General features: G+C 38.2%; 21 protein-coding genes and 4 tRNA genes. 5 read left to right on the top strand and 20 right to left on the bottom strand.

Annotated elements, in window-relative coordinates:
* Nucleotides 1-34 precede the first annotated feature (34 nt).
* From H4J57_RS12900 to H4J57_RS12890, 3 genes are all read right to left on the bottom strand, one after another.
* Nucleotides 35-799: an ABC transporter substrate-binding protein gene (locus H4J57_RS12900; RefSeq protein WP_182243206.1), complete on the bottom strand. Its 765-nt coding sequence runs from the start codon at nucleotides 797-799 to the stop codon at nucleotides 35-37.
* A 242-nt stretch (nucleotides 800-1,041) separates the two neighbouring features.
* Nucleotides 1,042-1,944 (bottom strand): radical SAM protein, encoded by a 903-nt coding sequence (locus H4J57_RS12895; protein ID WP_182221621.1) that lies wholly within the window; start codon nucleotides 1,942-1,944, stop codon nucleotides 1,042-1,044.
* 87 nt (nucleotides 1,945-2,031) lie between these two features.
* Complete coding sequence (locus H4J57_RS12890) at nucleotides 2,032-2,844, bottom strand: crotonase/enoyl-CoA hydratase family protein (protein ID WP_182221622.1); 813 nt, start codon at nucleotides 2,842-2,844, stop codon at nucleotides 2,032-2,034.
* 95 nt (nucleotides 2,845-2,939) lie between these two features.
* Here H4J57_RS12890 and H4J57_RS12885 point away from each other — a divergent pair, with 95 nt between their 5' ends.
* Both H4J57_RS12885 and H4J57_RS12880 read left to right on the top strand, forming a co-directional pair.
* A complete protein-coding gene (locus H4J57_RS12885; protein ID WP_182214865.1) occupies nucleotides 2,940-3,770 on the top strand; it encodes an SDR family oxidoreductase in 831 nt (276 codons plus the stop codon).
* Nucleotides 3,771-3,839: 69 nt separating this feature from the next.
* Nucleotides 3,840-4,364, top strand: a complete 525-nt coding sequence (locus tag H4J57_RS12880; RefSeq protein WP_182243204.1) for a VF530 family DNA-binding protein — start codon at nucleotides 3,840-3,842, stop codon at nucleotides 4,362-4,364.
* Nucleotides 4,365-4,403: 39 nt separating this feature from the next.
* On the opposite strand, the gene H4J57_RS12875 is transcribed toward H4J57_RS12880, so the two are convergent.
* From H4J57_RS12875 to H4J57_RS12810, 14 genes are all read right to left on the bottom strand, one after another.
* Nucleotides 4,404-5,165, bottom strand: coding sequence for a type 1 glutamine amidotransferase domain-containing protein (locus H4J57_RS12875; RefSeq protein ID WP_182243202.1), 762 nt, complete (start codon nucleotides 5,163-5,165; stop codon nucleotides 4,404-4,406).
* A gap of 22 nt (nucleotides 5,166-5,187) precedes the next feature.
* Nucleotides 5,188-6,024, bottom strand: coding sequence for a class I SAM-dependent methyltransferase (locus H4J57_RS12870; RefSeq protein ID WP_182243200.1), 837 nt, complete (start codon nucleotides 6,022-6,024; stop codon nucleotides 5,188-5,190).
* 135 nt (nucleotides 6,025-6,159) lie between these two features.
* Nucleotides 6,160-7,638 (bottom strand): glycerol kinase GlpK, encoded by a 1,479-nt coding sequence (gene glpK, locus H4J57_RS12865; RefSeq protein ID WP_182221627.1) that lies wholly within the window; start codon nucleotides 7,636-7,638, stop codon nucleotides 6,160-6,162.
* 436 nt (nucleotides 7,639-8,074) lie between these two features.
* A complete protein-coding gene (locus tag H4J57_RS12860) occupies nucleotides 8,075-8,626 on the bottom strand; it encodes a methyltransferase domain-containing protein (RefSeq protein WP_220470312.1) in 552 nt (183 codons plus the stop codon).
* A gap of 133 nt (nucleotides 8,627-8,759) precedes the next feature.
* Entirely contained in the window at nucleotides 8,760-10,673 is a 1,914-nt protein-coding gene (locus H4J57_RS12855; RefSeq protein WP_182221628.1) for a SurA N-terminal domain-containing protein, read from the bottom strand.
* Between the two features lie 196 nt (nucleotides 10,674-10,869).
* Nucleotides 10,870-11,145 carry a nucleoid-associated protein HU-beta gene (gene hupB, locus H4J57_RS12850; protein WP_070374161.1) on the bottom strand — a complete coding sequence of 92 codons (276 nt, stop codon included), beginning with the start codon at nucleotides 11,143-11,145 and terminating at the stop codon, nucleotides 10,870-10,872.
* A gap of 291 nt (nucleotides 11,146-11,436) precedes the next feature.
* On the bottom strand, nucleotides 11,437-13,785 hold the full coding sequence (gene lon, locus H4J57_RS12845; protein WP_070374162.1) for an endopeptidase La: 2,349 nt from the start codon (nucleotides 13,783-13,785) through the stop codon (nucleotides 11,437-11,439).
* A 158-nt stretch (nucleotides 13,786-13,943) separates the two neighbouring features.
* Nucleotides 13,944-15,221 carry an ATP-dependent protease ATP-binding subunit ClpX gene (gene clpX, locus H4J57_RS12840; RefSeq protein WP_070374163.1) on the bottom strand — a complete coding sequence of 426 codons (1,278 nt, stop codon included), beginning with the start codon at nucleotides 15,219-15,221 and terminating at the stop codon, nucleotides 13,944-13,946.
* Nucleotides 15,222-15,301: 80 nt separating this feature from the next.
* Entirely contained in the window at nucleotides 15,302-15,910 is a 609-nt protein-coding gene (clpP, locus tag H4J57_RS12835) for an ATP-dependent Clp endopeptidase proteolytic subunit ClpP (protein WP_083278125.1), read from the bottom strand.
* 229 nt (nucleotides 15,911-16,139) lie between these two features.
* Nucleotides 16,140-17,447, bottom strand: coding sequence for a trigger factor (gene tig / locus H4J57_RS12830; protein WP_070374164.1), 1,308 nt, complete (start codon nucleotides 17,445-17,447; stop codon nucleotides 16,140-16,142).
* A gap of 495 nt (nucleotides 17,448-17,942) precedes the next feature.
* Nucleotides 17,943-18,019 (bottom strand) — tRNA-Pro (locus tag H4J57_RS12825).
* A 57-nt stretch (nucleotides 18,020-18,076) separates the two neighbouring features.
* Nucleotides 18,077-18,152, bottom strand: a tRNA-His gene (locus tag H4J57_RS12820).
* Nucleotides 18,153-18,169: 17 nt separating this feature from the next.
* Nucleotides 18,170-18,246, bottom strand: a tRNA-Arg gene (locus H4J57_RS12815).
* Between the two features lie 48 nt (nucleotides 18,247-18,294).
* A tRNA-Pro gene (locus tag H4J57_RS12810) sits at nucleotides 18,295-18,371 on the bottom strand.
* Between the two features lie 353 nt (nucleotides 18,372-18,724).
* Between H4J57_RS12810 and folD the strand changes: the two genes are divergently transcribed.
* Both folD and H4J57_RS12800 read left to right on the top strand, forming a co-directional pair.
* Complete coding sequence (gene folD, locus H4J57_RS12805; protein WP_182214853.1) at nucleotides 18,725-19,576, top strand: bifunctional methylenetetrahydrofolate dehydrogenase/methenyltetrahydrofolate cyclohydrolase FolD; 852 nt, start codon at nucleotides 18,725-18,727, stop codon at nucleotides 19,574-19,576.
* A 32-nt stretch (nucleotides 19,577-19,608) separates the two neighbouring features.
* Nucleotides 19,609-20,097, top strand: coding sequence for a glutathione peroxidase (locus H4J57_RS12800; protein WP_182214852.1), 489 nt, complete (start codon nucleotides 19,609-19,611; stop codon nucleotides 20,095-20,097).
* Between the two features lie 41 nt (nucleotides 20,098-20,138).
* Here H4J57_RS12800 and H4J57_RS12795 read toward each other — a convergent pair whose 3' ends face one another.
* Nucleotides 20,139-20,669, bottom strand: coding sequence for a redoxin domain-containing protein (locus H4J57_RS12795; RefSeq protein ID WP_182243198.1), 531 nt, complete (start codon nucleotides 20,667-20,669; stop codon nucleotides 20,139-20,141).
* A gap of 58 nt (nucleotides 20,670-20,727) precedes the next feature.
* Nucleotides 20,728-21,552, bottom strand: a complete 825-nt coding sequence (locus H4J57_RS12790) for an SDR family oxidoreductase (protein ID WP_070377001.1) — start codon at nucleotides 21,550-21,552, stop codon at nucleotides 20,728-20,730.
* A 179-nt stretch (nucleotides 21,553-21,731) separates the two neighbouring features.
* Here H4J57_RS12790 and H4J57_RS12785 point away from each other — a divergent pair, with 179 nt between their 5' ends.
* On the top strand, nucleotides 21,732-22,115 hold the full coding sequence (locus tag H4J57_RS12785; RefSeq protein WP_182243196.1) for a YkgJ family cysteine cluster protein: 384 nt from the start codon (nucleotides 21,732-21,734) through the stop codon (nucleotides 22,113-22,115).
* Here the strand turns inward: H4J57_RS12785 and H4J57_RS12780 are convergent.
* Complete coding sequence (locus tag H4J57_RS12780; protein ID WP_182243194.1) at nucleotides 22,112-23,293, bottom strand: DEAD/DEAH box helicase; 1,182 nt, start codon at nucleotides 23,291-23,293, stop codon at nucleotides 22,112-22,114. The two genes, H4J57_RS12785 and H4J57_RS12780, sit on opposite strands and share 4 nt — an antisense overlap.
* Nucleotide 23,294: the final 1 nt, after the last annotated feature.

The following is a 23,294-nucleotide window of genomic DNA, read 5'->3' as shown; positions in this document are numbered from 1 at the left end:
CTCAATAAACAAAACACTTAATATAGCTAATTCATTAATACTCAGCTTGGGGTAAAACATAAGTAGCTTTAATCGCTAACCGTTGCGGTGCAATATCATCGAAGGCCTTTTGATATAGTGCTATCACGTCATTGGCTGTGTTTATATTGAAAGCAAAGTAGTTACCTACCTTATTGACCTGCCAGACCTGTTCATAGTCAGTTTCATCAAAGCCAAGTTGTTCTGCTAAATGAGCGAAACCATGTATAGAGATAACAATCATGTCGACACGATCTGATTGCATCATTAAAAAAGCTTGTTTTAAGGAGGAGACTTTTGCCAAGTTAGAGGAAGGGAAACCCACTTGATTAAGCGAAATTTCTGAGATATCGCCTGCTACGGTGGCAACTTTACGATAAAAAACTTGCCCTAAATTAGCGAACTCAAAGTTTTTTGATTTTTTGGCCATTAGTACATGAGTAGAGTGAAAAATAGGCCCGACCCATTTAAATAAACCTTCGCGAGCTTGTGTTCTAGAAACGGTAAACAAAGCGCTGTTGGCTTTATCTAAGGTAAATCTATAGCCACGTGCCCAAGGAACAACCAGAATTTCTTGTTCTGCAATGTCTAAATGTTTCCATAACGCTTTTAAGGTCTCTACTGAAATTCCCTTAAGCTTATCATTAACTAAATAATTAGCAGGAGGATAGTTTTCAGTATAAAAAGTAATATTTTTTGTTGGCGATAATTGTTGAAGTGCTTGTAGGGGAGCAATCACAATAAAAAATAGTAAAATAGACTTAATAATAAATTTATTCATTAAAACTGAATCCTCCACCACGACAAAACAAAATTAACAGACTTTATTATCAATTAACGTCAACCTTATTTATAGTCAATATATCTTCCTATATCAACGTTATTGATGGTGGACTGAGCTATGTGCTGTAAATAAAGTACGGACTACATTTATCAGCTGACTATAAAACTATAACTAACTTAACATATTGTTTGAGTTTATTATTTTAATTAGTAACTTTTTTAGTGTACAGGCATTACTGGCTATAATCCTCGTTGCCATTCTTGACGAAGCGGAATTTCTGTAGAATGCGCTAATGCCATTTGCACCGTATTAACTAGTTTCTCTTTATCTTTGCCTAAAATGCCCTTTAAGACTAAGTAATTTGAAGCATGATCAGACCTAAAAATAGTTTTTTCTAATTCCAGAGCGGATAACAATGTTGCCATTTCAATAAATAACTCTTGCTGACTTAGCAGTCGATAGGGTTGATATTGTCGGTCAGTAAAGTTTTTAGCAAAACGTTCTTGCCCTAAAGGAAAGCTAACCACGAGTGTCGATAAGTAGTCGGGTTGTGCTTCATTCATTAATTTAGCTGAGTTAATGGCATGCTGTTTGGATAGCTCAGGTCCGCCAAGTCCATTTAAGATCATCACTGAACTTTTAATACCTGCTTGCTTAATTTTGTTGAGCGCAATTAAAGAGCTTTGATAGGTTTCGCCCTTGTCAATTAATTGTAAGACCTCATCGTCACCGCTTTCACAACCAACATACAAGAGAGACAAGCCTAACGCCTTTAACTCTGCTAGCTGTTCAACCGTTTTATTACTGACGTTTCTTGGTAGACAATAACTTGCAACACGAGTGACTTGCGGAAAATATTGCTTTATTAGCTCAAGTATTTCTTTTAAGCGTTTAAACGGTAACATCATTGCGTCACCGTCGGCTAAAAACACCCGACCAACCGGTAAACCTGAGTCGACAACTTTAATCATCTCTTCTTCAATTAATGCGACTTTTTTCGGTTTAAATTTTTTATTTTCGGCCGTATACATTTCACAAAAAGAACAATTATTCCAAGAGCAGCCATTGGTAACTTGCAAAATAAGGCTCTTCCACTCACTGGGCGGACGAAAAACTGGCTCTATATATTTAAGGGGATACATTGGTCACTCACTTTTTAGATCACTTTAGATAGCTACACATCATCGAAAAAAAGTAGCAAATTCAACCTGAAAATATTCAGTTAAATCTTACGACCAATCGCCTCTATCTTTAAAGACTTTCGCTTCACTGGTGCTATGGGTTTGGTTGTAAGTTTTTATCTTTTGATTTTTACCTAACATAACTTTTAATTGATAATAAGTTTCACGGGCTAAGGTAAAACGGTCACTTCGCCACCAAACATGATTATAAAGTTTTTTAACACCTGCAACCGCATCCGGTGATTGCTGGCAAAGTTTATCTGCTAAGCTTTTTGCTGACACTAAGGGATCAGCACAAATATCGGTAATTAACTTGAATTCAAGTGCTTGCTGCGCAGAAATTTCTTGACCAGTCATCGCCAACAACTTCGCTTGATCTGCTGGCAAGTGTTCTTTAAGTGCCAAAGTGCCGCCCATATCCGGAATGAGTCCCCACCTTGCCTCTAAAATAGATAAAGTAGCACTGGGCTCAACAAAGCGAAAATCGCCACCGAGTGCTATTTGTAAACCGCCCCCCCAAACTCTGCCATGTAATGCCATGATCACCGGAGCAGGAATTTTACGCCAGCCCGTTGATACACGTTGTGCTAAATTTGATTGACCGGGTAACCATTTAAACAGGAGTTTAAAGATATTAACCGGTGCTTTCATCACAGACTTAACATCTAAACCACTACAAAAATCGACACCCTTACCATGAACAATTACTGCTCGCAGTGATTTATCTTTTTGTAATTGTTTAATAATTTTATCAAGTTGATAAAACATCATCATATTAATAGCGTTATGTTTATCTGCACGATTAAGGGCAACATAAGCAATGTTGTTTTCGATAGTTAACAATACGGTTTTTTCTGGCATACTGACCTCTGGTTAGACCAGAATAAAATAACCTTGTCGACATGAGATGTAAATAAATAAAACAAATAAAAACAAATGAAACTGGAAGCATAAAGATGGAACATTATTTTCAAGGTAAAACAGTCGTTATTACCGGTGCATCTGCAGGTGTTGGTGCAGAAACTGCCCGAGCCTTTGCCAAATTGAAAGCTAATTTGGTTTTGTTAGCCAGAGGACAACAAGCACTCGACGAGATTGAAAAAGAACTTAGTGTTGAAACTTCGGTGTTAACCATCAAGATGGATGTCGCTAATTCAGCTGATTGCCAAAAAATGCTAGAGAGTGCTCAAGAGAAATTTGGCAGTATTCATTATCTTATTAATAATGCTGGCTATCATCAACGCGGTAATGTTGAAGATAATACCGCTGAACAATTAGCAAAAATGGTCGATGTAAATTTACGTGCGCCAATAGCACTGTCGGCATTAATTTTACCTTATATACGCAGCAGTATAACTAATGGTGGCTTTGGCGGCATCGTTAATGTTGGCTCTTTAGCTGGTCGAACACCATTACAGGGCGCTGCAACCTATTGCGCAACTAAGTCTGGGCTGCGTGCATTTACCTATGCCCTTGCTGATGAATTAAGCGGTTCGGGGATTAGTATTGGTTTGGTTTCTCCGGGGCCAATCAATACTGGCTTTATTATGTCTGAAATAGATGAAGTAGAAGATATTGTATTTTCTCAACCCATGAGCAGTCCACAGCAAGTCACTGAGGCAATAATTCGCGTAGCTAAAGGTGAGCAAATCGAGATTACATTACCTCGTTCGAGCGGTTGGTTAACTACTGTTTCTTATCTATTTCCTTCATTAAGACGCTTTCTAAGACCGGCACTTTATAAAAAAGGTCGAAAAGCAAAAGAGCGTTATCGAAACAAAAAATAATAAAGGCAAGTACATTGTCCGCATATCCGTATATAATATGGCTATAACTGTTTAGTAAAAAAGAATCTCATGACGCTAGAAGACGAACAACTCAATAATCCCTTGCACGGGCTTAAATTAGATACACTTTTAAATGAAGTGTATGATCATTATGGTTGGGAAATTCTAGCGGAATATACCAATATTAATTGTTTTAAAAACAAGCCTAGTATTGAATCTAGCTTAAAGTTTTTGCGTAAGACCGAGTGGGCACGTGAAAAAATGGAACGTTTTTATTTATATCAATTTAAGAACTTGCCAAAAGCTGATGATGAACAATATGAAATTCCACCGCGTCTGCGAGTGATACCCGCACGCCAGAAACCTAAAGACCCTGCCGTACTCATTTTAGGACAAGCCCCTATCCCTACAATCAGATCATCCAATTTTTCTGATAACAAACCTTCATCACAAGGTCGAGACAACAGAAGTAATAGCAGTAAAGGTAGCTATAAAGATAAAAGTGAACAGGGCTTTGCTCGTCGTACAGAAAAACCTGAACGCTCAAAGCCAGCTAGTACATCTTCAAACCCTTACTCGGATTCTCCTAAGTAACATCAATATAAGCATTCAAGTGACAGATTCACTACAGGGTTAATCTGTCAACATATCAATAAACTTCAAACTAAAATTATAAATATCTCCAGGCCATCGCGCCGATAAGTAGTTTCTATCTTTAACGATAAAGCCACGTGACAAGTGCTGTAAATCATCACGAGCTAATGGCAAACTGCCGTTAACAAACTGAGTTTTACTGGCAAGTGCTGCCACTAATTCATCTTCTGTGGTTGTTTCTGGATACGTTAAATAATAATCATCTAACCAAAGTCGAGTTAATTGGAAAGCCATAAGCTCTTGACGCTTTAATAGCCCGGTACATTGATAATTATAGATGACCGATTTTTGACTTTTGGGATCAATACTTCTCGCTGGAATTAATACGCCATGACAAACAGCCGCGACGGGTTTATTTTCATTAAAAAAATCAACCACCAATCTTTGTAATACCTCTGACTCTAAATATTCTTTTACCCCTTTGTCATGCCCACCCGGTAATAATAATCCATCGAAGTCACTGGCTTTCACATCGGTGTAAAATAAAGGCTTATTAAATTCAGCTGATTGTTCCAGTTGACGATAGGCATTTATGGCATCTTGTCTAGCCTGTAATAAGGGTTTGAGCAAGCCCAAACCTTTTCCAGTCAGCATAATATCGTCAGCCGTCGCGACCTTGCCATCAGGTGTTATAAAGGTCATTTCAACCTGCTGTTCTTTTAGCAATAACCAAGGAATAGCGACTTCTGAAGGATCGCAACCATAGCGCGGTAGCGGGATCAGTACTTTTTTGTTATGCATCTTTATTGACCCTATTTAAGATTTATTTGTTAGCCTGTTCTTGTTGCAGGAAATAAGTCCATTGCTGCTCGTAGGCAGACATTTGCTGATGTTTCTTAGTGGCTAAATGCATTTGCTTGTCGTGCTCTGTGGCGAAAGCGCCTGTATGACAAGCTAAGCATTTTTTATCTTCAGGCACCCTACTTTTACGGTTATAGGTAATATAGTCGTCGCTGTGAGCATCAAACATCGCCTTACAGTTTTCTAGAGGCGCTTGGCTGTATATATAAGTTGTACCTTGAGTTGATTTAACATGTTTATCTCTGTTTACATTCCTGACTTTATAATCTGGAAATTTAGTAATATCAAAGAAAAAACGACCAATATAGTTGATATCGGTATCAGTGATTAATGCTTTTTCAATATTCCATTGCAGATAAGGTTTAACATTCTTTGAAGTGATCAACGCAAGTTTTGCACCGTTTTCATCAAGAAAGTATTGAAAGCAGTTCAACAGATATTTTCTCAGTAAAGCTCTGTTTAAGGTATTAACACTTAATTGCTGGCACTGAGCTTGAAAAGCTTGTTCAGAAGGAAAAGCGGGTAATAATGGAAATTGAAAGATCACCAAATCAAATGATTGTTCAGCTAACGTCCCCCAAGTTTTTTCATCAGTGACGTCAAAATCAGTGATGACTTGGCAATTGTCCTGCTGTAACTGCTGATAATAAACATCACCGTACTTTTCCTGTAAACAAGCCATGCTGTCATAGATGGTTGCTGTCAGCTGCTGGGGTTGATGATGTTTAAGTAAAGATGCAGAAAAAGATAAGTCGCCATCGCCAACCGTTAAAACACGCCATTTAGGATCAATATGCATAATGAAATTTATAGAATAATAAAATTAGCATTGTATACCCGTTAACGCGTAAAGTGCAGAATTTAAGTGCTAATTAAAGTGACAATAACAATCGCCAGCTTTTGTCTAAATTGATAACTACTCGCAATTAAGGTACTAGCTTTGTACTTTACTTACGGCATTTTGCCACTGTGCATAAAGACGATTTTTTTTCTGCTCGCTGATTTGTGGCGTAAAACTTTTTTCACAGCGCCACAAGGTTGATAATTGATCAACAGAAGAAAAAACGCCTGCTTGTAAGCCGGTTAAATAAGCAACGCCTAACGCTGTGGTTTCAACGATATCAGGGCGTTCAACCGTTATCGATAACATATCGCTGATAAAATTAAGCAGCCAGTTATTTTCCGCCATACCGCCGTCTACTTTTAAAAATGAGAGCGCTAAGCCATCTTTTGCCATAGCATTTTGTAAATCTTTGCTTTGAAAAGCAACCGACTGCAAAGCAGCAGAAATTATTTCATTTCGACCTGAGTCACGACTAAGGCCTGAAATGACAGCGCGAGCATTAGGATCCCAATACGGGGCACCCAAGCCTGTAAATGCTGGGACTAAAAAAACACCATGCTCAACAACCGTATTTTCAGCAATTTTTTCACTGTCACTTGCTTTATCAATGATCTTTAATTGATCTCTTAGCCATTGAATAGTTGCCCCTGCCATAAAAATACTGCCTTCAATAGCATAAGTAACGTCACCGTTTAAACGATAAGCAATAGTTGTCAGTAGGCGATTAGTTGACTTTAAAGCTTTATTGCCGGTATTTAGCATTAAAAATGCGCCTGTACCATAAGTACATTTCGCCATGCCCTCAGTAAAACAAGCTTGACCAAATAAAGCCGCCTGTTGATCGCCAGCCATCGCTAAAATGGGGATTTCACCATTAAATAAAGATGATTGCGTGACACCAAATTCAGCGGCGCAGTCCATCACGTCAGGCAACATACTTTTGGGTATTGAAAATAAAGCCAGTAATTCATCATCCCAACATTGTTGGTGAATATTAAATAACATAGTGCGAGAAGCATTAGTTGCATCGGTTTTATGAGATTTCCCCGCCGTTAATTGCCACAATAAAAAAGTATCAACAGTGCCAAAAAGTAACTGACCTGCGTCTGCTTTTTCTCTTGCACCTGGTACATTATCCAATAACCAATTAATTTTGGTCGCAGAGAAGTACGCATCTAAAATTAAACCCGTTTTGTCCATAATGCTATTTTTGATGTCTTGACAATCAATTGAATCACAAAAAAAAGCAGTACGTCTATCTTGCCAAACAATCGCATTGTAAATAACATCGCCAGTATTTTTATCCCATACGAGGGTCGTTTCTCGCTGGTTTGTTATGCCAATACCTAAGATATCGCTAGCACTCAACTGATTTTCATCTAGCACTTTTTGACAGGTACTTAAGACACTCTGCCATAGTTCGTTGGGGTTGTGTTCGACCCAACCATCTTGAGGAAAATATTGCGGAAACTCTTCTTGGGCACTCGCGTAACGTTCACCTTGGGTGGTGAACAATATCGCTCGTGAACTTGTCGTGCCCTGGTCTATCGATAAAAGATACTTTGCCATAAAAAAAGCCGTCTCCGCTGAATGAATAAAGTTAAGCAGGTTAAACAGATCATGCCACAACTTGCTTGTTGAGCAATTATAAAGGTTTTATCGCCACAACTTGCGTTATTGCTTGGCTATTATTACCCGCGTCTGAAATTGTTATCGCTTAAACATATCGATAAAAGATACTTTGCGGTAAAACAAAACAGTCTCCGCTGAATGAATAAAGTTAAGCAGGTTAAACAGATCATGCCACAACTTGCTTGTTGAGCAATTATAAAGGTTTTCTCGCCACGACTTGCGCTATGGCTTGGCTATTATTACCCACGTCTGAAATTGTTATCGCTTAAACATATCGATAAAAGATACTTTGCGATAAAACAAAACAGTCTCCGCTGAATGAATAAAGTTAAGCAGGTTAAACAGATCATGCCACAACTTACTTGTTAAGTAATTATAAAGGTTTTCTCGCCACGACTTGCGCTATGGCTTGGCTATGATTTCCCGTATCTGAAATTATTGTCCCTTCAAAAGAATGAATAATTTGCCAACCAGCAAAATGCTCAAGTAATTCTCCTTTTTTTAATAAAAAATCAGGATTTTTGGGGCGACCAAGAACCGCTTGTCCTAAGGTGAACGTTTCATAAATAACCAGACCATTAGGAACTACTGCCGCTTTAATCTGCTCGATAAGTGGTCGATGTAAGTAGCGAAAAACCATTACGGCACTATAACTATTTTCAACTAATGGCTGAGAAAACCTTTGTTCAAAGTCAATAAGCCAAAAGGTGGCTAATGTTGATTGATATTTATCTGCATCATGACTTATTGCTTGCTGAACATTCGCTAATGACTGCGTGTTAATATCAGCAAAAGTCACCGCTAAATTTTTCTCTAGGAAAAACAAACCATTCCTGCCATTGCCACAAGCCAGATCTAAGATGGGTAATGAATTTTCATGAGGGTTAAGTTCAGGTAAATACTTTTCTAGCAAGGAGGAATGCATAATTTTAGCTTTTTGATTTTTTTCTATAAGTAATAAAAAAGGCTGCAATCAATTTGCAGCCTTCATTTAATTCAATACTCATCATTAATAAGTATCGTTATTTAATCGCTTGATGACTGAATCACTTAGCTACTTAAAACTGAGATACTGGCGCCGCTATTGCTTTACGTGTGATCTCAGCATTAACTTTTAATGCTTCAACAAAGCTTTGGTAAGCAGATTGTGCAAGTTGTTGCGTTTGTTGTTGTGCCATTCTTGGGTCAAGTGCTTTTTCAACATTACTCGCTATAACAGCTTGAACTTCTAATAAGGCTAAATCACCGTTATTTAATGTTACCGTCGTTGCTGAAATCTGACCTTCACTTGGATGAGGTAATTTAAAAGCCTCACGGCTTAAGCTAGGCGCAATATCACTACCTGAGCGTGTAACATCAGCTTTTTCAATAAACACGGCGTTAATCGCTGTTAACTGCTCGCTAATATCATTACCTGCTTTAAATGAAACAAGTAAAGAGTCAGCTGTTGTTTGTGCTAGCTCTGTTGCTTTCTCGCTAATCAAAGTATCACGAATTTGTACAGTAACTTCAGTAAGTGGCTTAACTTCTGCTGGTTGGTACTCTTCTAAACGAATAACAATCGCTAAAGTATCGCTAACTTCAATAATGTCTGAGTTTAAGTTCTCTTGAAGGACTAAATCAGAGAAAGCAGCTTCGATTGCTTTAGGGCTATCAAATGGCGCTACGTTGCCAAATTTACTTAACCAGTCTGTCGTCATTATTTTTGAGTTAACGGCTTCAGCAGCTTCGTCTAAACTATCAGGGGCTTCAAAACTTAATCGTGCCATTTCCTGTTGTAAATCAAAAAACTTATCTTGTGCTTTTGATTGACTCACTTTTGCTTGCAGTTCTACTTCTACATCAGCAAAAGCCTGAACTTGTTCAGCTTTTAGGTCGGTTAATTTAATGATATGAAAACCAAAGTCACTTTCGACAACATCACTTACGCTATTAATCTCGGTTAACGCGAAGGCGCCTTCGTCAAACGCATCGCCCATGGCACCACGTTCAATCCATTCTAAATCACCACCATTTTCACCGCTAAAAGTATCGTCTGAACTTTCTTTGGCTAAAGTAGCAAAATCTTCACCGGCATTAACACGGGCTAATAAAGCTTCTGCCGTTACTTTTGCCACAACTTCATCATCACCAAACTCAATTAAAATATGAGCGACACGACGCTGTTCGTCTTGACGATAGCTGGCAATATTCTCTTGGTAGTAAGCTTTAACATCAGCGTCACTAACTTCAATTGTTTTTGCAATGTCGTTAACATCAAGTGCGATGTAGTTAAGTTTTACTTTTTCTTCGTTTTCAAAACGGCCTTGATTAGCTAAGTAGTACTGATTGATTTCATCGTCAGTTAACTCAATACCGGCTTTAAACTGTTCAGCATTAATGGTCGCATAGCGGACGTTACGCTTTTGGTTTTGTAAAGCGCTTACCCGTTTTTCTTGGTATGGCAAGTTGAACTCGCTGGCAACAAGTGCTTGTGTTAATTGACGACGAGTCATTTGAACACGTAAGTAATCACGAAAATCTGAAGATTGATAAAAACCGGCTTGGTTAATCATCGCTAAATAACGATTATTATCAAAAACACCATCGACCTGAAATTCAGTCATCGTGCGAATAGTTTGCTTAATACGTTCATCAGAAGCGCGAATAGACATATCAACTGTACTTTGATCAATCAGCTTTTCATTAATTAGGTTATCTAAAATACCGTTACGAAAGTTAGCCATATAATTTTCATCTGCTGATAATGTTTCGAACATATCACCAAATTGTTGTGCCATACGATTACGTTGCGCTTGATAAGCTTTATTAAAAGCATCTTGTGATATTTTTTCACCGTTAACGTCAGCGACAGATGTGTCTACTGAGTTGGTATAAGTACCAATTCCCGCTAAAGCAAAAGTTAAAATAACTAAACCTAGGATTGATTTTGCAATCCAGCCCTGTGAACCTTCTCGAATATTTTCTAACATCTTTTTCTCTATTTATTACGACAGATATATCTTTGTTCAGGATTCTATCAGAAGCATCACTGACCTTGAAGTAGCAGACGAAGATTTAATTATTTTATAGTGATATAAATGAAGCTATTTATGGGATATGTAAAATAAAAAAAGCCTTCGTTTAAAAAGGCTTTTCTGATTTATCTACAAAAATTGAAGCAGATAATTATGGATTAACTGAATCTTTTAATGCTTTACCAGCTTTAAATGCTGGGATTTTAGCTGCAGCGATTTGAATAGTTGCACCCGTCTGTGGGTTGCGGCCAGTGCGCGCAGCACGGTCACGTACTGAGAAAGTACCAAAACCAACTAGAGCAACTTGCTCACCATTTTTCAATTCGTCTGTAACAGCTTCAATAAATGAATCTAACGCACGACCAGCAGCAGCTTTAGAGATGTCTGCACCAGCAGCGATTTTTTCGATTAGTTGAGATTTGTTCACAAGTATTCCCCTTCAATTGTTATTATTCAGTGCCATCATTTGTTTTAGCGTCCTGCGGAAACTTTTATATTGAGCTTCTTTTGAACATCAAGCACTGTGTTTAAGAAAATAAAATTTATTATTTATTTTTATCTTAACCAAACCCTAATCCTATGTATGGATAGGGGTCTAGCGTTATCAGCGACATTAACTTAACACAGTTTCAGTGTTTGAAAAGCAAAAATCACTGTTTTTTGTTAATTTTTTGCAATTTTTTCTTTTATTTACTAAAAAAACAGCAATTTTTACAAATTAGTTGCCTAATTTGAATTTTTCTACTGGATGCTCTAAGGCAATATCTAATACCTCTTCTATCCATTTTACCGGATGAATAACCAAATCACCTTTAACATTGTCAGGAATTTCTTCCAAATCACGCTCATTATCTTTTGGAATAATGACTGTTTTAATACCACCACGATGCGCAGCCAAGAGTTTTTCTTTTAAGCCGCCAATAGGAAGTACTTCACCTCGTAAAGTAATTTCACCTGTCATAGCAACATCTGCTCTGACCGGATTACCGGTTAGGCTAGAAACTAATGCCGTACACATACCAACACCTGCGCTTGGCCCATCTTTTGGTGTAGCACCTTCTGGGACATGAACATGGATATCACGTTTTTCATGAAAATCAGCATTAATACGAAATTTATCGGCTCGACTTCGTACAACGGTCATCGCTGCTTGTATCGATTCCTGCATCACGTCACCTAATGAACCGGTGTAAGTCAGTTTACCTTTACCTGGAACCGAAGCTGTTTCTATAGTTAATAACTCACCACCTACAGATGTCCATGCTAAACCAGTCACTTGACCTATTCTATTTTCACTATCCGCTTTACCATAATCAAAACGTTGTACACCCAAAAATTCAGATAAGTTATCTTGATTAATAGTGACTTTTTTAATGGTTTTATCTAATAAAATCGCTTTTACCGCTTTACGACAAAGTTTTGATATCTCTCGCTCTAAGCCACGTACCCCAGCTTCTCTTGTGTAGTAGCGAATGATGCCCATAATAGCGCTGTCTTCAATTGAAATTTCTTTCTCTTTTAGACCATTACGACCAACTTGCTTATCGAGTAAGTGATTCTTGGCAATATTAAGCTTCTCATCTTCGGTATAACCCGACAAACGAATAACTTCCATGCGATCCAATAAAGGTCCGGGGATATCCATACTATTAGAAGTAGCAACAAACATCACATCGGATAAATCGTAATCAACTTCCAAGTAATGGTCGTTAAACGTCGTGTTTTGCTCAGGATCAAGCACTTCCAGTAAAGCAGATGCAGGATCGCCACGCATATCAGACGCCATTTTATCTATTTCATCTAATAAAAATAGTGGATTCTTAACCCCAACTTTAGCAATTTTTTGAATCAACTTACCTGGCAAAGAACCAATATATGTGCGGCGATGGCCTCGAATTTCAGCTTCATCACGCACACCACCTAGTGCCATACGCACGTATTTACGTCCGGTTGACTTAGCAATAGATTGTCCTAAAGACGTTTTACCAACCCCTGGAGGGCCAACTAAACAAAGAATAGGTCCTTTTAGCTGGCTAACACGTTGCTGCACCGCTAAATACTCTAAAATACGTTCTTTAACTTTATCTAAACCGTAATGATCTTTATCTAAAATATCTTGAGCAAGCTTTAAGTTACGCTTTAACTTACTACGCTTCTTCCAAGGTACACTGATCATCCAGTCGATGTATGAGCGAACCACGGTTGCTTCTGCCGACATCGGTGACATCATTTTTAATTTACGTACTTCGGCTAAAGTCTTTTCTTTAGCTTCTTCGGGCATTTGCGCATCTTCAATTTGCTTTTCAAGCTGCTCAACTTCGTTTGAACCTTCTTCGTCATCGCCTAATTCTTTTTGAATGGCTTTCATTTGCTCATTCAAATAATATTCGCGCTGACTTTTTTCCATTTGTTTTTTAACACGGGTACGAATTTTCTTTTCAACTTGCAATAAGTCAATTTCGCCTTCCATCAGTGCCATTAAATATTCTAGACGTTGAGCAACATTCTCTATTTCTAGTACTTTTTGTTTTTCAGCTAACTTTAATGGCATATGTGCAGCCATCGTATCCGCTAATTGTTCTGCATCATCAATACCTGAAACTGAAGTTAACACTTCAGGTGGTATTTTTTTATTGAGTTTGACATAACCTTCAAACTGAGAAATAGCCGAACGAACCAAGACTTCACAATCGTCTTCGTTAACGGTTTCTACGTCAAGAAACTCAATATCGGCAGTGAAGTATTCTTGTGTTTCAACAAATTGAGTTATACGCGCTCTACGCGCTCCTTCAACTAACACTTTCACTGTGCCGTCAGGTAATTTCAACATTTGTAAAATAGTGGCAATCGTACCCGCACGATAAACATCATCGGCTGTAGGGTCGTCAACTGCGGCATCTTTTTGTGCAACAAGAAAAACCTGCTTGTCGTTTTCCATCGCTATATCTAAACAGCGAATAGATTTTTCGCGACCTACAAATAATGGGATCACCATTTGGGGATAAACAACAACGTCGCGCAAGGCTAGAACAGGAATTTCATTGATACCAGATAACTCTTCGGTCATAGGTTACTCTCTCGAAAATCAGTAGGGAAAAAATTGTAGTTAAAAAGTATATGGGGATTTTAGTAAAGCTTTCAACGGATAGACAAAAAAAAAGAGCTAAATGATCAATGTCATCTAACTCTTTTTATCGAAACACCTAAAATTTTAGCAATGAACGGCTATTCGCTCGCTACTTTTTCCTGTGGTGTATCGTAAATAATAATCGGTTTTGACTCACCTTTTATTACTGTTTCATCGACCACAACTTTTATCGCATCATTCATTGATGGCAATTCATACATGGTATCAAGTAAGACGCTTTCAACGATTGAGCGTAAACCACGCGCGCCCGTTTTACGCACCATTGCTTTGTGTGCAATAGCAATTAATGCATCTTCTCTGAACTCTAATTCAACGTTTTCCATGTCGAACAATGCACCAAACTGCTTAGTTAGCGCATTTTTAGGCTCTTGCAATATTTGGATTAATGCGTCTTCATCAAGTTCTGTCAATGTTGCTACAACAGGCAAGCGACCAATAAACTCAGGAATTAAACCATACTTAATCAGATCTTCTGGCTCAACATCTTGTAAGTGTTGAGTTAGCGTTTTCTTGCTATCTTTGCCACGAACTTCTGCGCCAAAACCTATACCTGCACCAGTATGTGAACGTTGCTCAACAACTTTATCTAAACCGGCAAATGCACCACCACAGATAAATAAGATTTTCGAGGTATCAACCTGCAAAAACTCTTGTTGAGGATGTTTACGCCCACCTTGTGGTGGAACTGAAGCGATAGTGCCTTCAATAAGCTTTAACAATGCTTGCTGAACACCTTCACCTGATACATCACGCGTGATTGATGGATTATCTGATTTACGTGAAATCTTATCAATTTCATCGATGTAAACAATACCACGCTGGGCTTTTTCAACATCGTAATCACATTTTTGTAAAAGCTTTTGAATGATGTTTTCAACATCTTCACCAACATAACCTGCTTCAGTTAATGTCGTTGCATCGGCCATAGTAAACGGCACATCAAGTAAACGCGCTAAGGTTTCAGCCAGTAATGTTTTACCACTACCCGTTGGGCCAATAAGTAAAATATTACTTTTACTTAACTCTATACCATTGTGAGAGTCACCATTGCGTAAACGTTTGTAGTGATTATAAACCGCTACGGCTAATACTTTTTTCGCGTGATCTTGACCAATAACGTAGTCGTCTAAACTTTCACGGATCTCTATCGGTGTAGGTAAGCTTTCTTTTTCTTCTTTCGGGGAAATTTCTTTTATTTCTTCACGAATAATATCGTTGCACAGTTCAACACACTCATCACAAACAAATACTGACGGACCAGCAATAAGTTTACGAACTTCATGTTGGCTCTTGCCACAAAACGAACAATACAAAAGCTTGCCGTTATCACCGTCACCATTTTTAATATCGGTCATACGGAACCTCAATTTGTTTAATTTCTAATACAGATACTGTTAAGTATTTCATAAATTATCTAGATCACAAAGTTGTGAAATTATTTATCTAATCGTTCTGTTAATATGGAGTCAACTAATCCATATTCAACCGCACTTTCTGCACTTAGGAAGTTGTCACGGTCGGTGTCATGAGAAACTTTCTCTAATGACTGACCTGTATGCTCGGCCATTAAAGTATTCAATTTAGTTTTAATATAAAGAATTTCTTTCGCATGAATTTCAAAGTCAGATGCTTGACCTTGGAAACCACCAAGTGGCTGATGAATCATCACACGGGCATTAGGTAGACAGTAACGTTTACCTTTTTCACCGCCTGACAATAAGAATGCGCCCATGCTAGCCGCCTGACCAATACATACTGTACTAATGTTTGGCTTAATAAACTTCATCGTATCGTAAATAGCCATACCTGCAGTTACCGAACCGCCAGGTGAATTAATATATAAGTATATATCTTTATCAGGACTTTCAGACTCAAGGAATAATAACTGAGCAACAATCAAATTAGCCATGTGATCTTCAACTTGACCACACAAGAAAATAACACGCTCTTTTAAAAGTCTTGAATAAATATCGAACGAGCGCTCACCCTTAGGTGTTTGCTCAATAACCATTGGCACTAAAGCACTATCGATAGTGCTGGTGATTTTCTGAGAATTATTTTGAGAAGTAAACAACTAAAATTTCCTTTCTATATAAAAAATGGCTCGTATGTCCCCATACCAGCCATTTAAGCGATTGCTTGACATAATGTCAATCTAAAAGGTCTACCAATTCACATTTGTTTCACTAAAGTGCTACAAATTTAAGCAAATGGCAGCAACTTAGCCGATTAAGTTTCTTTGCTCAGTGGCAAGAATCCTAAGAGACTCAGTCTTATTTACCTTCTGGATTCATTATATCTTTAAAGCTTGCTTTCTTTTTATTAACTTTTGCGCTTTCAAGTAACAATTCAACAGCTTGCTCTTCTAATGCAACATTCTGCATTTGTTGGTTAAGCTCTTTGTTTGTTGCGTAGTACTCGATAACTTCTTTTGGATCTTCGTAAGCTGATGCGGCTGATGCAATTAATTCGTTAACTTTGTTTTCGTCAACTTTTAATTCATTAACTTTGATCACTTCACCTAGTAACAAACCAACTTTAACACGGCGCTTAGCTTGCTCTTCAAACATATCAGCTGGAAGCTCTGGCATGTTATTAGGATCCATTTGACCCGCAAAACGTTGCATTGCTTGCTTACGTAAAACGTCAATTTCTTGAGCGATTAACGCTTTAGGAATTTCAACATCGTTAGCAGCTAATAAGCCTTCGATTACTTGCTCTTTAACTTTAGCTTTAACCGCTTGGGTTAACTCACGAGTCATGTTAGTGCTTACTTCAGTGCGTAATGCTTCTACGCCACCTTCTTGAACACCAAACAATTTAGCAAAATCTTCATCGATTGTTGGTAATACTGGACCTTCAGTTTTATGAAGAACGATATCAAACTCTGCTTCTTTGCCTTTTAGGTTTTCAGCATGGTAATCATCAGGGAAAGTCACTTTAATTGTTTTTTCATCGCCAGCTTTCATGCCAGTAATTTCTTTTTCAAAACCTGGGATCATGCGACCAGCGCCTAATTCAAGTTCGAAATCTTTAGCTTCGCCGCCTTCAAAAACTTCACCGTCAACACGGCCAGTAAAATCTAAAACAAGTTTGTCACCAGCTTTAGTTTTACGCTTGTTTTCTTTCCACGTTTTATGTTGATTCTGTAATGTAATAAACATTTCATCTAAATCAGCATCTGTAACTTCAACGTCAGGACGTTCAACGTTAATTGAATCTAAGCCAGTTAAAGCAACATCAGGGTAAACTTCAAAAGTAGCTTCGAATTCTAGCGCTTTGCCGTCTTCATTGCTTTTAGCAATAAAACTTGGACGACCAGCTGGATTCATTTTTTCTGCAACAATTGCATCAACAAAGTTACGTTGCATTAATTCGCCAGCAACTTCTTGACGAACTGATTGACCGTAACGCTTTTGGATAACAGTCGCAGGAACTTTACCTGGACGGAAACCATTAATTCGCTGGGTTTTTGATATGTGACGAAGACGGTTTTTAACTTCTACATCTACTGATTCTGCAGGAACAGAAATAGTTAACTTACGTTCCAAACCTTGTGTAGTCTCTACTGAAACTTGCATTTTAATACCTCAAAACTTAGCGTTTTAGTAACGCTTTCAATAACACAACTACTTCACAGCTTAATTAGCCAAAGAGTGTGACGTTTGTAGCCCTATAACCAACGCTACAGAAGCCCGAAAAATCAGAGTAAATACCAACACTAATAAATAGTTCCTCGCTCAGCGAGGTTTAAAAGGCATGATATAGACCTAGATTTTAAAATAATGACGCGAAATTATAGCGATGCTTGATATAAGAGTCGACCCTTTAATGACGTTATTTTTGACTTATTTTTTAAATGGGTGATAAAACGAGTAAAAACAGTGTGTGCTGACTTCATTTAAATGTAATAAATTAAATTTAAAGTGCATTAAAATTGGTGTAGCTGATAGTTAAAGAGTTGTTCTAGATTAAATTTATGATTTGTAAGGAGTTGTTCTAAATTAAATTTATGATTTGTAAATAGGAGTGTATAACGGAAGATGACAACGATAAAAGGCATATAAAATAAGAAGTGGTCGGTGATGCAAGATTCGAACTTGCGACCCCTTGGACCCAAACCAAGTGCGCTACCAAGCTGCGCTAATCACCGACATTTTCTACTTAACCTACTTACTACAATATTTCATCACCATTTCTTGAGAAAAAATGGGGTGGCTAAAGGGACTTGAACCCTCGACAACCGGAATCACAATCCGGGGCTCTACCAACTGAGCTATAGCCACCATTGTAAAATACTGTTTGGTACGCCCTGCAGGATTCGAACCTGCGACCCACGCCTTAGAAGGGCGTTGCTCTATCCAGCTGAGCTAAGGGCGCACATTACCTACAGGCCAAATTTTTAGTTATTAAAAATAATTAAAAAAGTGGTCGGTGATGCAAGATTCGAACTTGCGACCCCTTGGACCCAAACCAAGTGCGCTACCAAGCTGCGCTAATCACCGATATGTACTGCGTTTAAAAGAACTAAAAATATGCCCCTTTCAACGGATGCGGATATTACCTAGTTGCCTGAGTCCCGTCAAACCTTTTTTATAAAAAAATAACCGTTTGCTCACTTTTAAAACAAGCCGCTTGATAATCAGCACTTATTGCCTATAAATATAGCAACTCATCAATTATCAATAAATTCTGTTTTTGGCATACTTGATAAGCGTATATTTTATTTTTAAATCTTCATTTGACGATATATTACCGAATAAAAGACCATTTATAAGAACAGTAGCTATAACAGTCCAGGTTTTTATGCGAAAATAGTGTCGTTTTTCATCATTTAACTAAGTTAATAGAAACTATCATGACAGCAACTCTTATAGACGGTAAATATATTGCTCAGCAGCTTAGGCTCTCAGTAAAAGAAAAAGTAGCAGTACGCGTTAAAAATGGCTTACGACCTCCTGGGCTAGCCGTGATATTAGTCGGCTCAGATCCTGCTTCACAAGTTTATGTTGGTAGTAAGCGTAAAGCATGTGAAGAAGTTGGTTTTCTTTCTCGCTCATATGATCTGCCCCCGACAACCACTCAAGCTGAATTATTTACTTTAATTGATGAATTAAATAATGACGAAAATATTGATGGTATTCTTGTTCAGCTCCCTTTACCAAAAGGTTTAGATGCTAATTTAATTATCGAGCATATTAACCCTTTAAAAGATGTTGATGGCTTCCACCCATTCAACGTCGGCAAACTAGCACTTCGTCAACCAGGATTGCGCCCCTGTACACCTAAGGGCATTATCAAGCTGATAGAGACTACCGGTATAGACCCACATGGTTTAGAGGCGGTTATAGTCGGTGCTTCAAATATTGTTGGTCGTCCTATGACATTAGAACTATTACTGGCCGGTTGCACAGTAACCACCACGCATAGATTCACTAAAAATCTTGAAGATAAAATACGTAACGCTGATTTACTTGTTGTGGCCGTAGGAAAACCTGAGTTCATTCCTGGAGAATGGATTAAGGCTGGCGCTATTGTTATTGATGTGGGGATTAACCGTTTGGCCAATGGCAAACTTGTTGGTGATGTAGGTTTTGATATAGCTCAAACGAAAGCCGCTTATATTACGCCCGTACCTGGCGGCGTAGGCCCAATGACAGTAGCAAGTTTAATCGAGAACACTTTGATAGCTTGTGAAGAATTTCACTAAATTTTAAGCCGCTTAATATAAAGGAATAATCAATGTCTGACGCTATTTATCAGTTTAATGCGCTGAACAATAAAAAAGAAACCGTTGAGTTGAAAGACTACCAAGGTAAGGTAATGCTTATTGTAAATACGGCAAGTGCCTGCGGATTTACGCCTCAATATGAAGGCTTACAATCACTTTACAGTGAGTATCAAACACAAGGTTTAGCGGTTTTAGCTTTTCCTTGTAATCAGTTTAAGCAACAAGAAAAAGGCAGTAATGAGGAAATACAGCAGTTTTGTGATCTAACGTTTAATATCAAATTCCCATTATTTGATAAAATTGACGTCAATGGCGACAACACTCACCCTCTTTTTACCTTTTTAAAGGCACAAGCACCTGGAATACTAGGTTCTAAGAGCATCAAGTGGAATTTCACTAAGTTTTTAGTGAACAAGAAAGGCCAAGTAGTTAAACGCTATGCGCCAACCACTAAACCGACTAGCATTAAAGCGGATATAGAAAAGTTACTCGCTGAGTAACTTATAATGAGCAGCCAAAAGTGTTGGCTGCTCTTACTATCTTATTGAGCTTTTGCTACTTTTAACATTTCAAGGTTACTGGCAATATCTTCTGCCGCTGTTCTTGGCGAAATATCATCATCTATTTTCAAGATTTTACCTTCTTTAGAAATATAAAATGTCACACGACTAGCAACCTGCATCATATTCAACACATCGTAGGCTTTTGCAGTCGCTTTTGTCGGATCGCTTAACATCGGAAAGTCTGCGCCGGTTTTCTTAGCAAAATCTCTGTTGTCATCTAATGGGTCAACACTGGCCATAACGTAACTTGCATTATACGCTCTGATCAAATGCCCCTTCTCAACCAATGACTTACATTCAATGGTACAACCACGCGTGTTAGCCATTGGATACCAAGCTAAAACAACCGCTTGCTTACCTTTGTAGTCACTGAGTTGGTAATAATCACCATTGGTGGCTTGCAATTTAAAATCTGGTGCTTGCTCTCCCACTTTTAAATCAGAGGCTAACAAACTAAAGCTCGTTAATAATGCTAAAAATGTACAAACTACTTTTGATGTTCTTTTCATCAGAGTTACCTTTTAAAAATGAATAATATTTTTTGTTAATTTACCTTATTTTAGCTCATTAACCTTTAGCTAAAAGGTTATCGAGCCAACTTGTCGGTAGTATACGTTTGAATACGGCAAATAGTTTAGTAGGCACAGTAATTCTGTATCTTATTTTCGGGCGTTTACTCTCTAAGGCATGGATCAACGCTTTGGTGACATCTGCCGCTTCTAAGGTAAATTTTGCATTCGAGGTTTTACTGGCCAGCCTTGCTATTTGTTGTTGATACTCAAGATGATGGGCACTGTCTTTAGCGTCAATGTTGGCTGTAAAAGCACTTAAGGCATTGGCGCGAAATTGAGTATTAATGGGACCTGGCTGTAAAAGTATCACTGCGATATTCGCTGATCTCAATTCTAACCTTAAGGTGTCAGACAAACCTTCAACAGCATATTTTGAGGCATTATAAGCGCCACGATAAGCCATAGAAACAAAGCCTAACACTGAGCTACATTGAATAATTCGGCCATGACCTTGCTTGCGCATAACCGGAATAACTTGTTTAGTCAGCTCGTGCCAGCCAAAAACATTGCTTTCAAATTGGCTTATAAGCGCTTGAGTTGGTAAGTCTTCTAATGCGCCCGGTTGACCATAGGCACCATTATTAAAAAGAAAATCTAATGTCCCCCCAGTTTCATTGAGCACAAAAGCAAGTGCCGCATGGATACTGTCAACTTGGGTTAAATCAAGCTGGCAAGCGGTTAAACCTTTTTCTTGTAGCATAACAACATCGGCTTGTTTTCTTGCGGTAGCAAAAACTTGATAGCCTCTTGTTGATAACGTCAGAGCCGCATCTAAACCAATACCGCTTGAACAACCTGTTATTAAAATAGATTTTTTCACGTTGTTATTATTACCTGTAATTCGAAAATTTGCTTTATTGTCGGTGAGCATACTGGGGATATCAAATCAGTACAAGGCGAGATAATTAATTGTATAGAGAAACACGAATGCCCAGCGCAATAATTGTTAGGCTAACATGATACACTTTTGTTTAAACACTAAAACGAGTTAAGCAACCATTGAAAGATTGTAATCAATGTGGAAAATGCTGTATAAAATATGGCGACGGAGGCATAGCAGCTTCGATTGAAGATATTGAGATGTGGGAAATTTTTCGCCCTCATATTCATCAATATGTAATAAAAGATAAGATTTGGTTTAATCCTCAAACCGGTAAACAACTGACACAGTGCCCTTTCCTAGAAAAAATGCCTAACCAAGATGCTACCGAGCAAGTTAAATATACTTGTGCTATTTATCAAGACCGCCCTGAAGACTGCCGGGATTATCCGAGTAATGTCAGTGAGATGATCAGGGATGAGTGTGAAATGATAGAAATCATCGATTTAACCCATCCCCAACAAGCGCAATACAAACTTAATAAATTAATGAGCCGCAGTTAACGTTTATTTTTTGGCACATAATTTAGAATAGAAAGTGGCACCACTTTTTTGACTGGAAATCCTTCAAATTCTTTGCGTTTAATAACATGCCCTAAACGGCTTTCTATCGCACACAAGTTTCTAAAATTGTCCTTGGCTACAAATGATACCGCTTCTCCAGAGGCTCCCGCTCGACCTGTTCGGCCAATACGGTGAATATAGTCATCGACTTGATCAGGTAAGTCGTAATTAACCACTCGAGTGAGCTCGCCGATATCAAGACCGCGTGAAGCAATACCTGTAGCGACAAGAAACTTAATTTTACCGGCTTTAAAGTCATTAAGAACTTGTTCTCGCATCGCTTGTGTTCTGCCACCATGAATAGACTCGGCACTAATGCCACGTTTTTCTAGCTGGCTAACAAGTTTAGCTGCACCGTGTTTTGTTTCGATAAAGATCAGCGCTTGCTGCCATTGATGTTCAATAATTAAATGGCTCAGTAATGCCGACTTATTACCTTTATCAACCGTTATTAACCATTGATCAATTTTAGGTTTAGAGGCGCTATTATTGCCGATTGAGATTTCTGTCGCATTACTAAAGGTACGCTTTGATAACGTTCGAACATCATCAGAAATAGTGGCTGAAAATAATAAGTTTTGACGTTCAAGTGGCAAACGTTCAATGATTTTATTGATATCTTCAATAAACCCCATATCAAGCATTCTGTCAGCTTCATCTAAAACAAGGACTTCAAGTTCATCAAAATGCAGAGCACGTTGATGAGCCATATCAAGTAATCGCCCGGGAGTCGCAACAACAATATCAACCCCCCAAATAAGCTTCTGCCTTTGCGGTTCAATTTCAGTACCACCGTACATTGCCATCGAGCTTAGGTCTAAATACTTACCATAATCACGGATACTTTGTTCTACTTGAACGGCAAGTTCACGTGTTGGGGTAAGAATAAGCGCTCGAATACGTTTGCCACGTAATTTTCGTTCGGTATTAAGTTTTTCAAGTATTGGTAAAACAAAACTGGCCGTTTTACCGGTACCTGTTTGCGCTGCAGCAACAAGGTTTTTTCCCGATAAAATAACCGGAATGGCTTTTTTCTGAATAGCCGTTGGCTCGCCATATTTTAAGTCAGCAAGTGCTTTTAAAAGCGGTTCACTTAATCCCAGTGTCGAAAATGGCATA

It is taken from the genome of Colwellia sp. BRX8-7 (assembly GCF_014077275.1).
Lineage (GTDB): Bacteria > Pseudomonadota > Gammaproteobacteria > Enterobacterales > Alteromonadaceae > Colwellia_A.
This window is presented reverse-complemented; position numbering and strand designations above follow the sequence as displayed.

What these genes read in the sequence shown, in the direction of transcription:
- H4J57_RS12880 (WP_182243204.1), top strand. Translation starts at nt 3,840, where the DNA reads ATGACGCTAGAAGACGAACAACTCAATAATCCCTTGCACGGGCTTAAA.
- H4J57_RS12860 (WP_220470312.1), bottom strand. Translation starts at nt 8,626, where the DNA reads ATGCATTCCTCCTTGCTAGAAAAGTATTTACCTGAACTTAACCCTCAT.
- H4J57_RS12780 (WP_182243194.1), bottom strand. Translation starts at nt 23,293, where the DNA reads ATGCCATTTTCGACACTGGGATTAAGTGAACCGCTTTTAAAAGCACTT.
- H4J57_RS12900 (WP_182243206.1), bottom strand. Translation starts at nt 799, where the DNA reads ATGAATAAATTTATTATTAAGTCTATTTTACTATTTTTTATTGTGATT.
- glpK (WP_182221627.1), bottom strand. Translation starts at nt 7,638, where the DNA reads ATGGCAAAGTATCTTTTATCGATAGACCAGGGCACGACAAGTTCACGA.
- H4J57_RS12855 (WP_182221628.1), bottom strand. Translation starts at nt 10,673, where the DNA reads ATGTTAGAAAATATTCGAGAAGGTTCACAGGGCTGGATTGCAAAATCA.
- H4J57_RS12895 (WP_182221621.1), bottom strand. Translation starts at nt 1,944, where the DNA reads ATGTATCCCCTTAAATATATAGAGCCAGTTTTTCGTCCGCCCAGTGAG.
- H4J57_RS12890 (WP_182221622.1), bottom strand. Translation starts at nt 2,844, where the DNA reads ATGCCAGAAAAAACCGTATTGTTAACTATCGAAAACAACATTGCTTAT.
- folD (WP_182214853.1), top strand. Translation starts at nt 18,725, where the DNA reads ATGACAGCAACTCTTATAGACGGTAAATATATTGCTCAGCAGCTTAGG.
- tig (WP_070374164.1), bottom strand. Translation starts at nt 17,447, where the DNA reads ATGCAAGTTTCAGTAGAGACTACACAAGGTTTGGAACGTAAGTTAACT.
- H4J57_RS12875 (WP_182243202.1), bottom strand. Translation starts at nt 5,165, where the DNA reads ATGCATAACAAAAAAGTACTGATCCCGCTACCGCGCTATGGTTGCGAT.
- H4J57_RS12795 (WP_182243198.1), bottom strand. Translation starts at nt 20,669, where the DNA reads ATGAAAAGAACATCAAAAGTAGTTTGTACATTTTTAGCATTATTAACG.
- clpX (WP_070374163.1), bottom strand. Translation starts at nt 15,221, where the DNA reads ATGACCGATATTAAAAATGGTGACGGTGATAACGGCAAGCTTTTGTAT.
- H4J57_RS12870 (WP_182243200.1), bottom strand. Translation starts at nt 6,024, where the DNA reads ATGCATATTGATCCTAAATGGCGTGTTTTAACGGTTGGCGATGGCGAC.
- lon (WP_070374162.1), bottom strand. Translation starts at nt 13,785, where the DNA reads ATGACCGAAGAGTTATCTGGTATCAATGAAATTCCTGTTCTAGCCTTG.
- H4J57_RS12885 (WP_182214865.1), top strand. Translation starts at nt 2,940, where the DNA reads ATGGAACATTATTTTCAAGGTAAAACAGTCGTTATTACCGGTGCATCT.
- H4J57_RS12800 (WP_182214852.1), top strand. Translation starts at nt 19,609, where the DNA reads ATGTCTGACGCTATTTATCAGTTTAATGCGCTGAACAATAAAAAAGAA.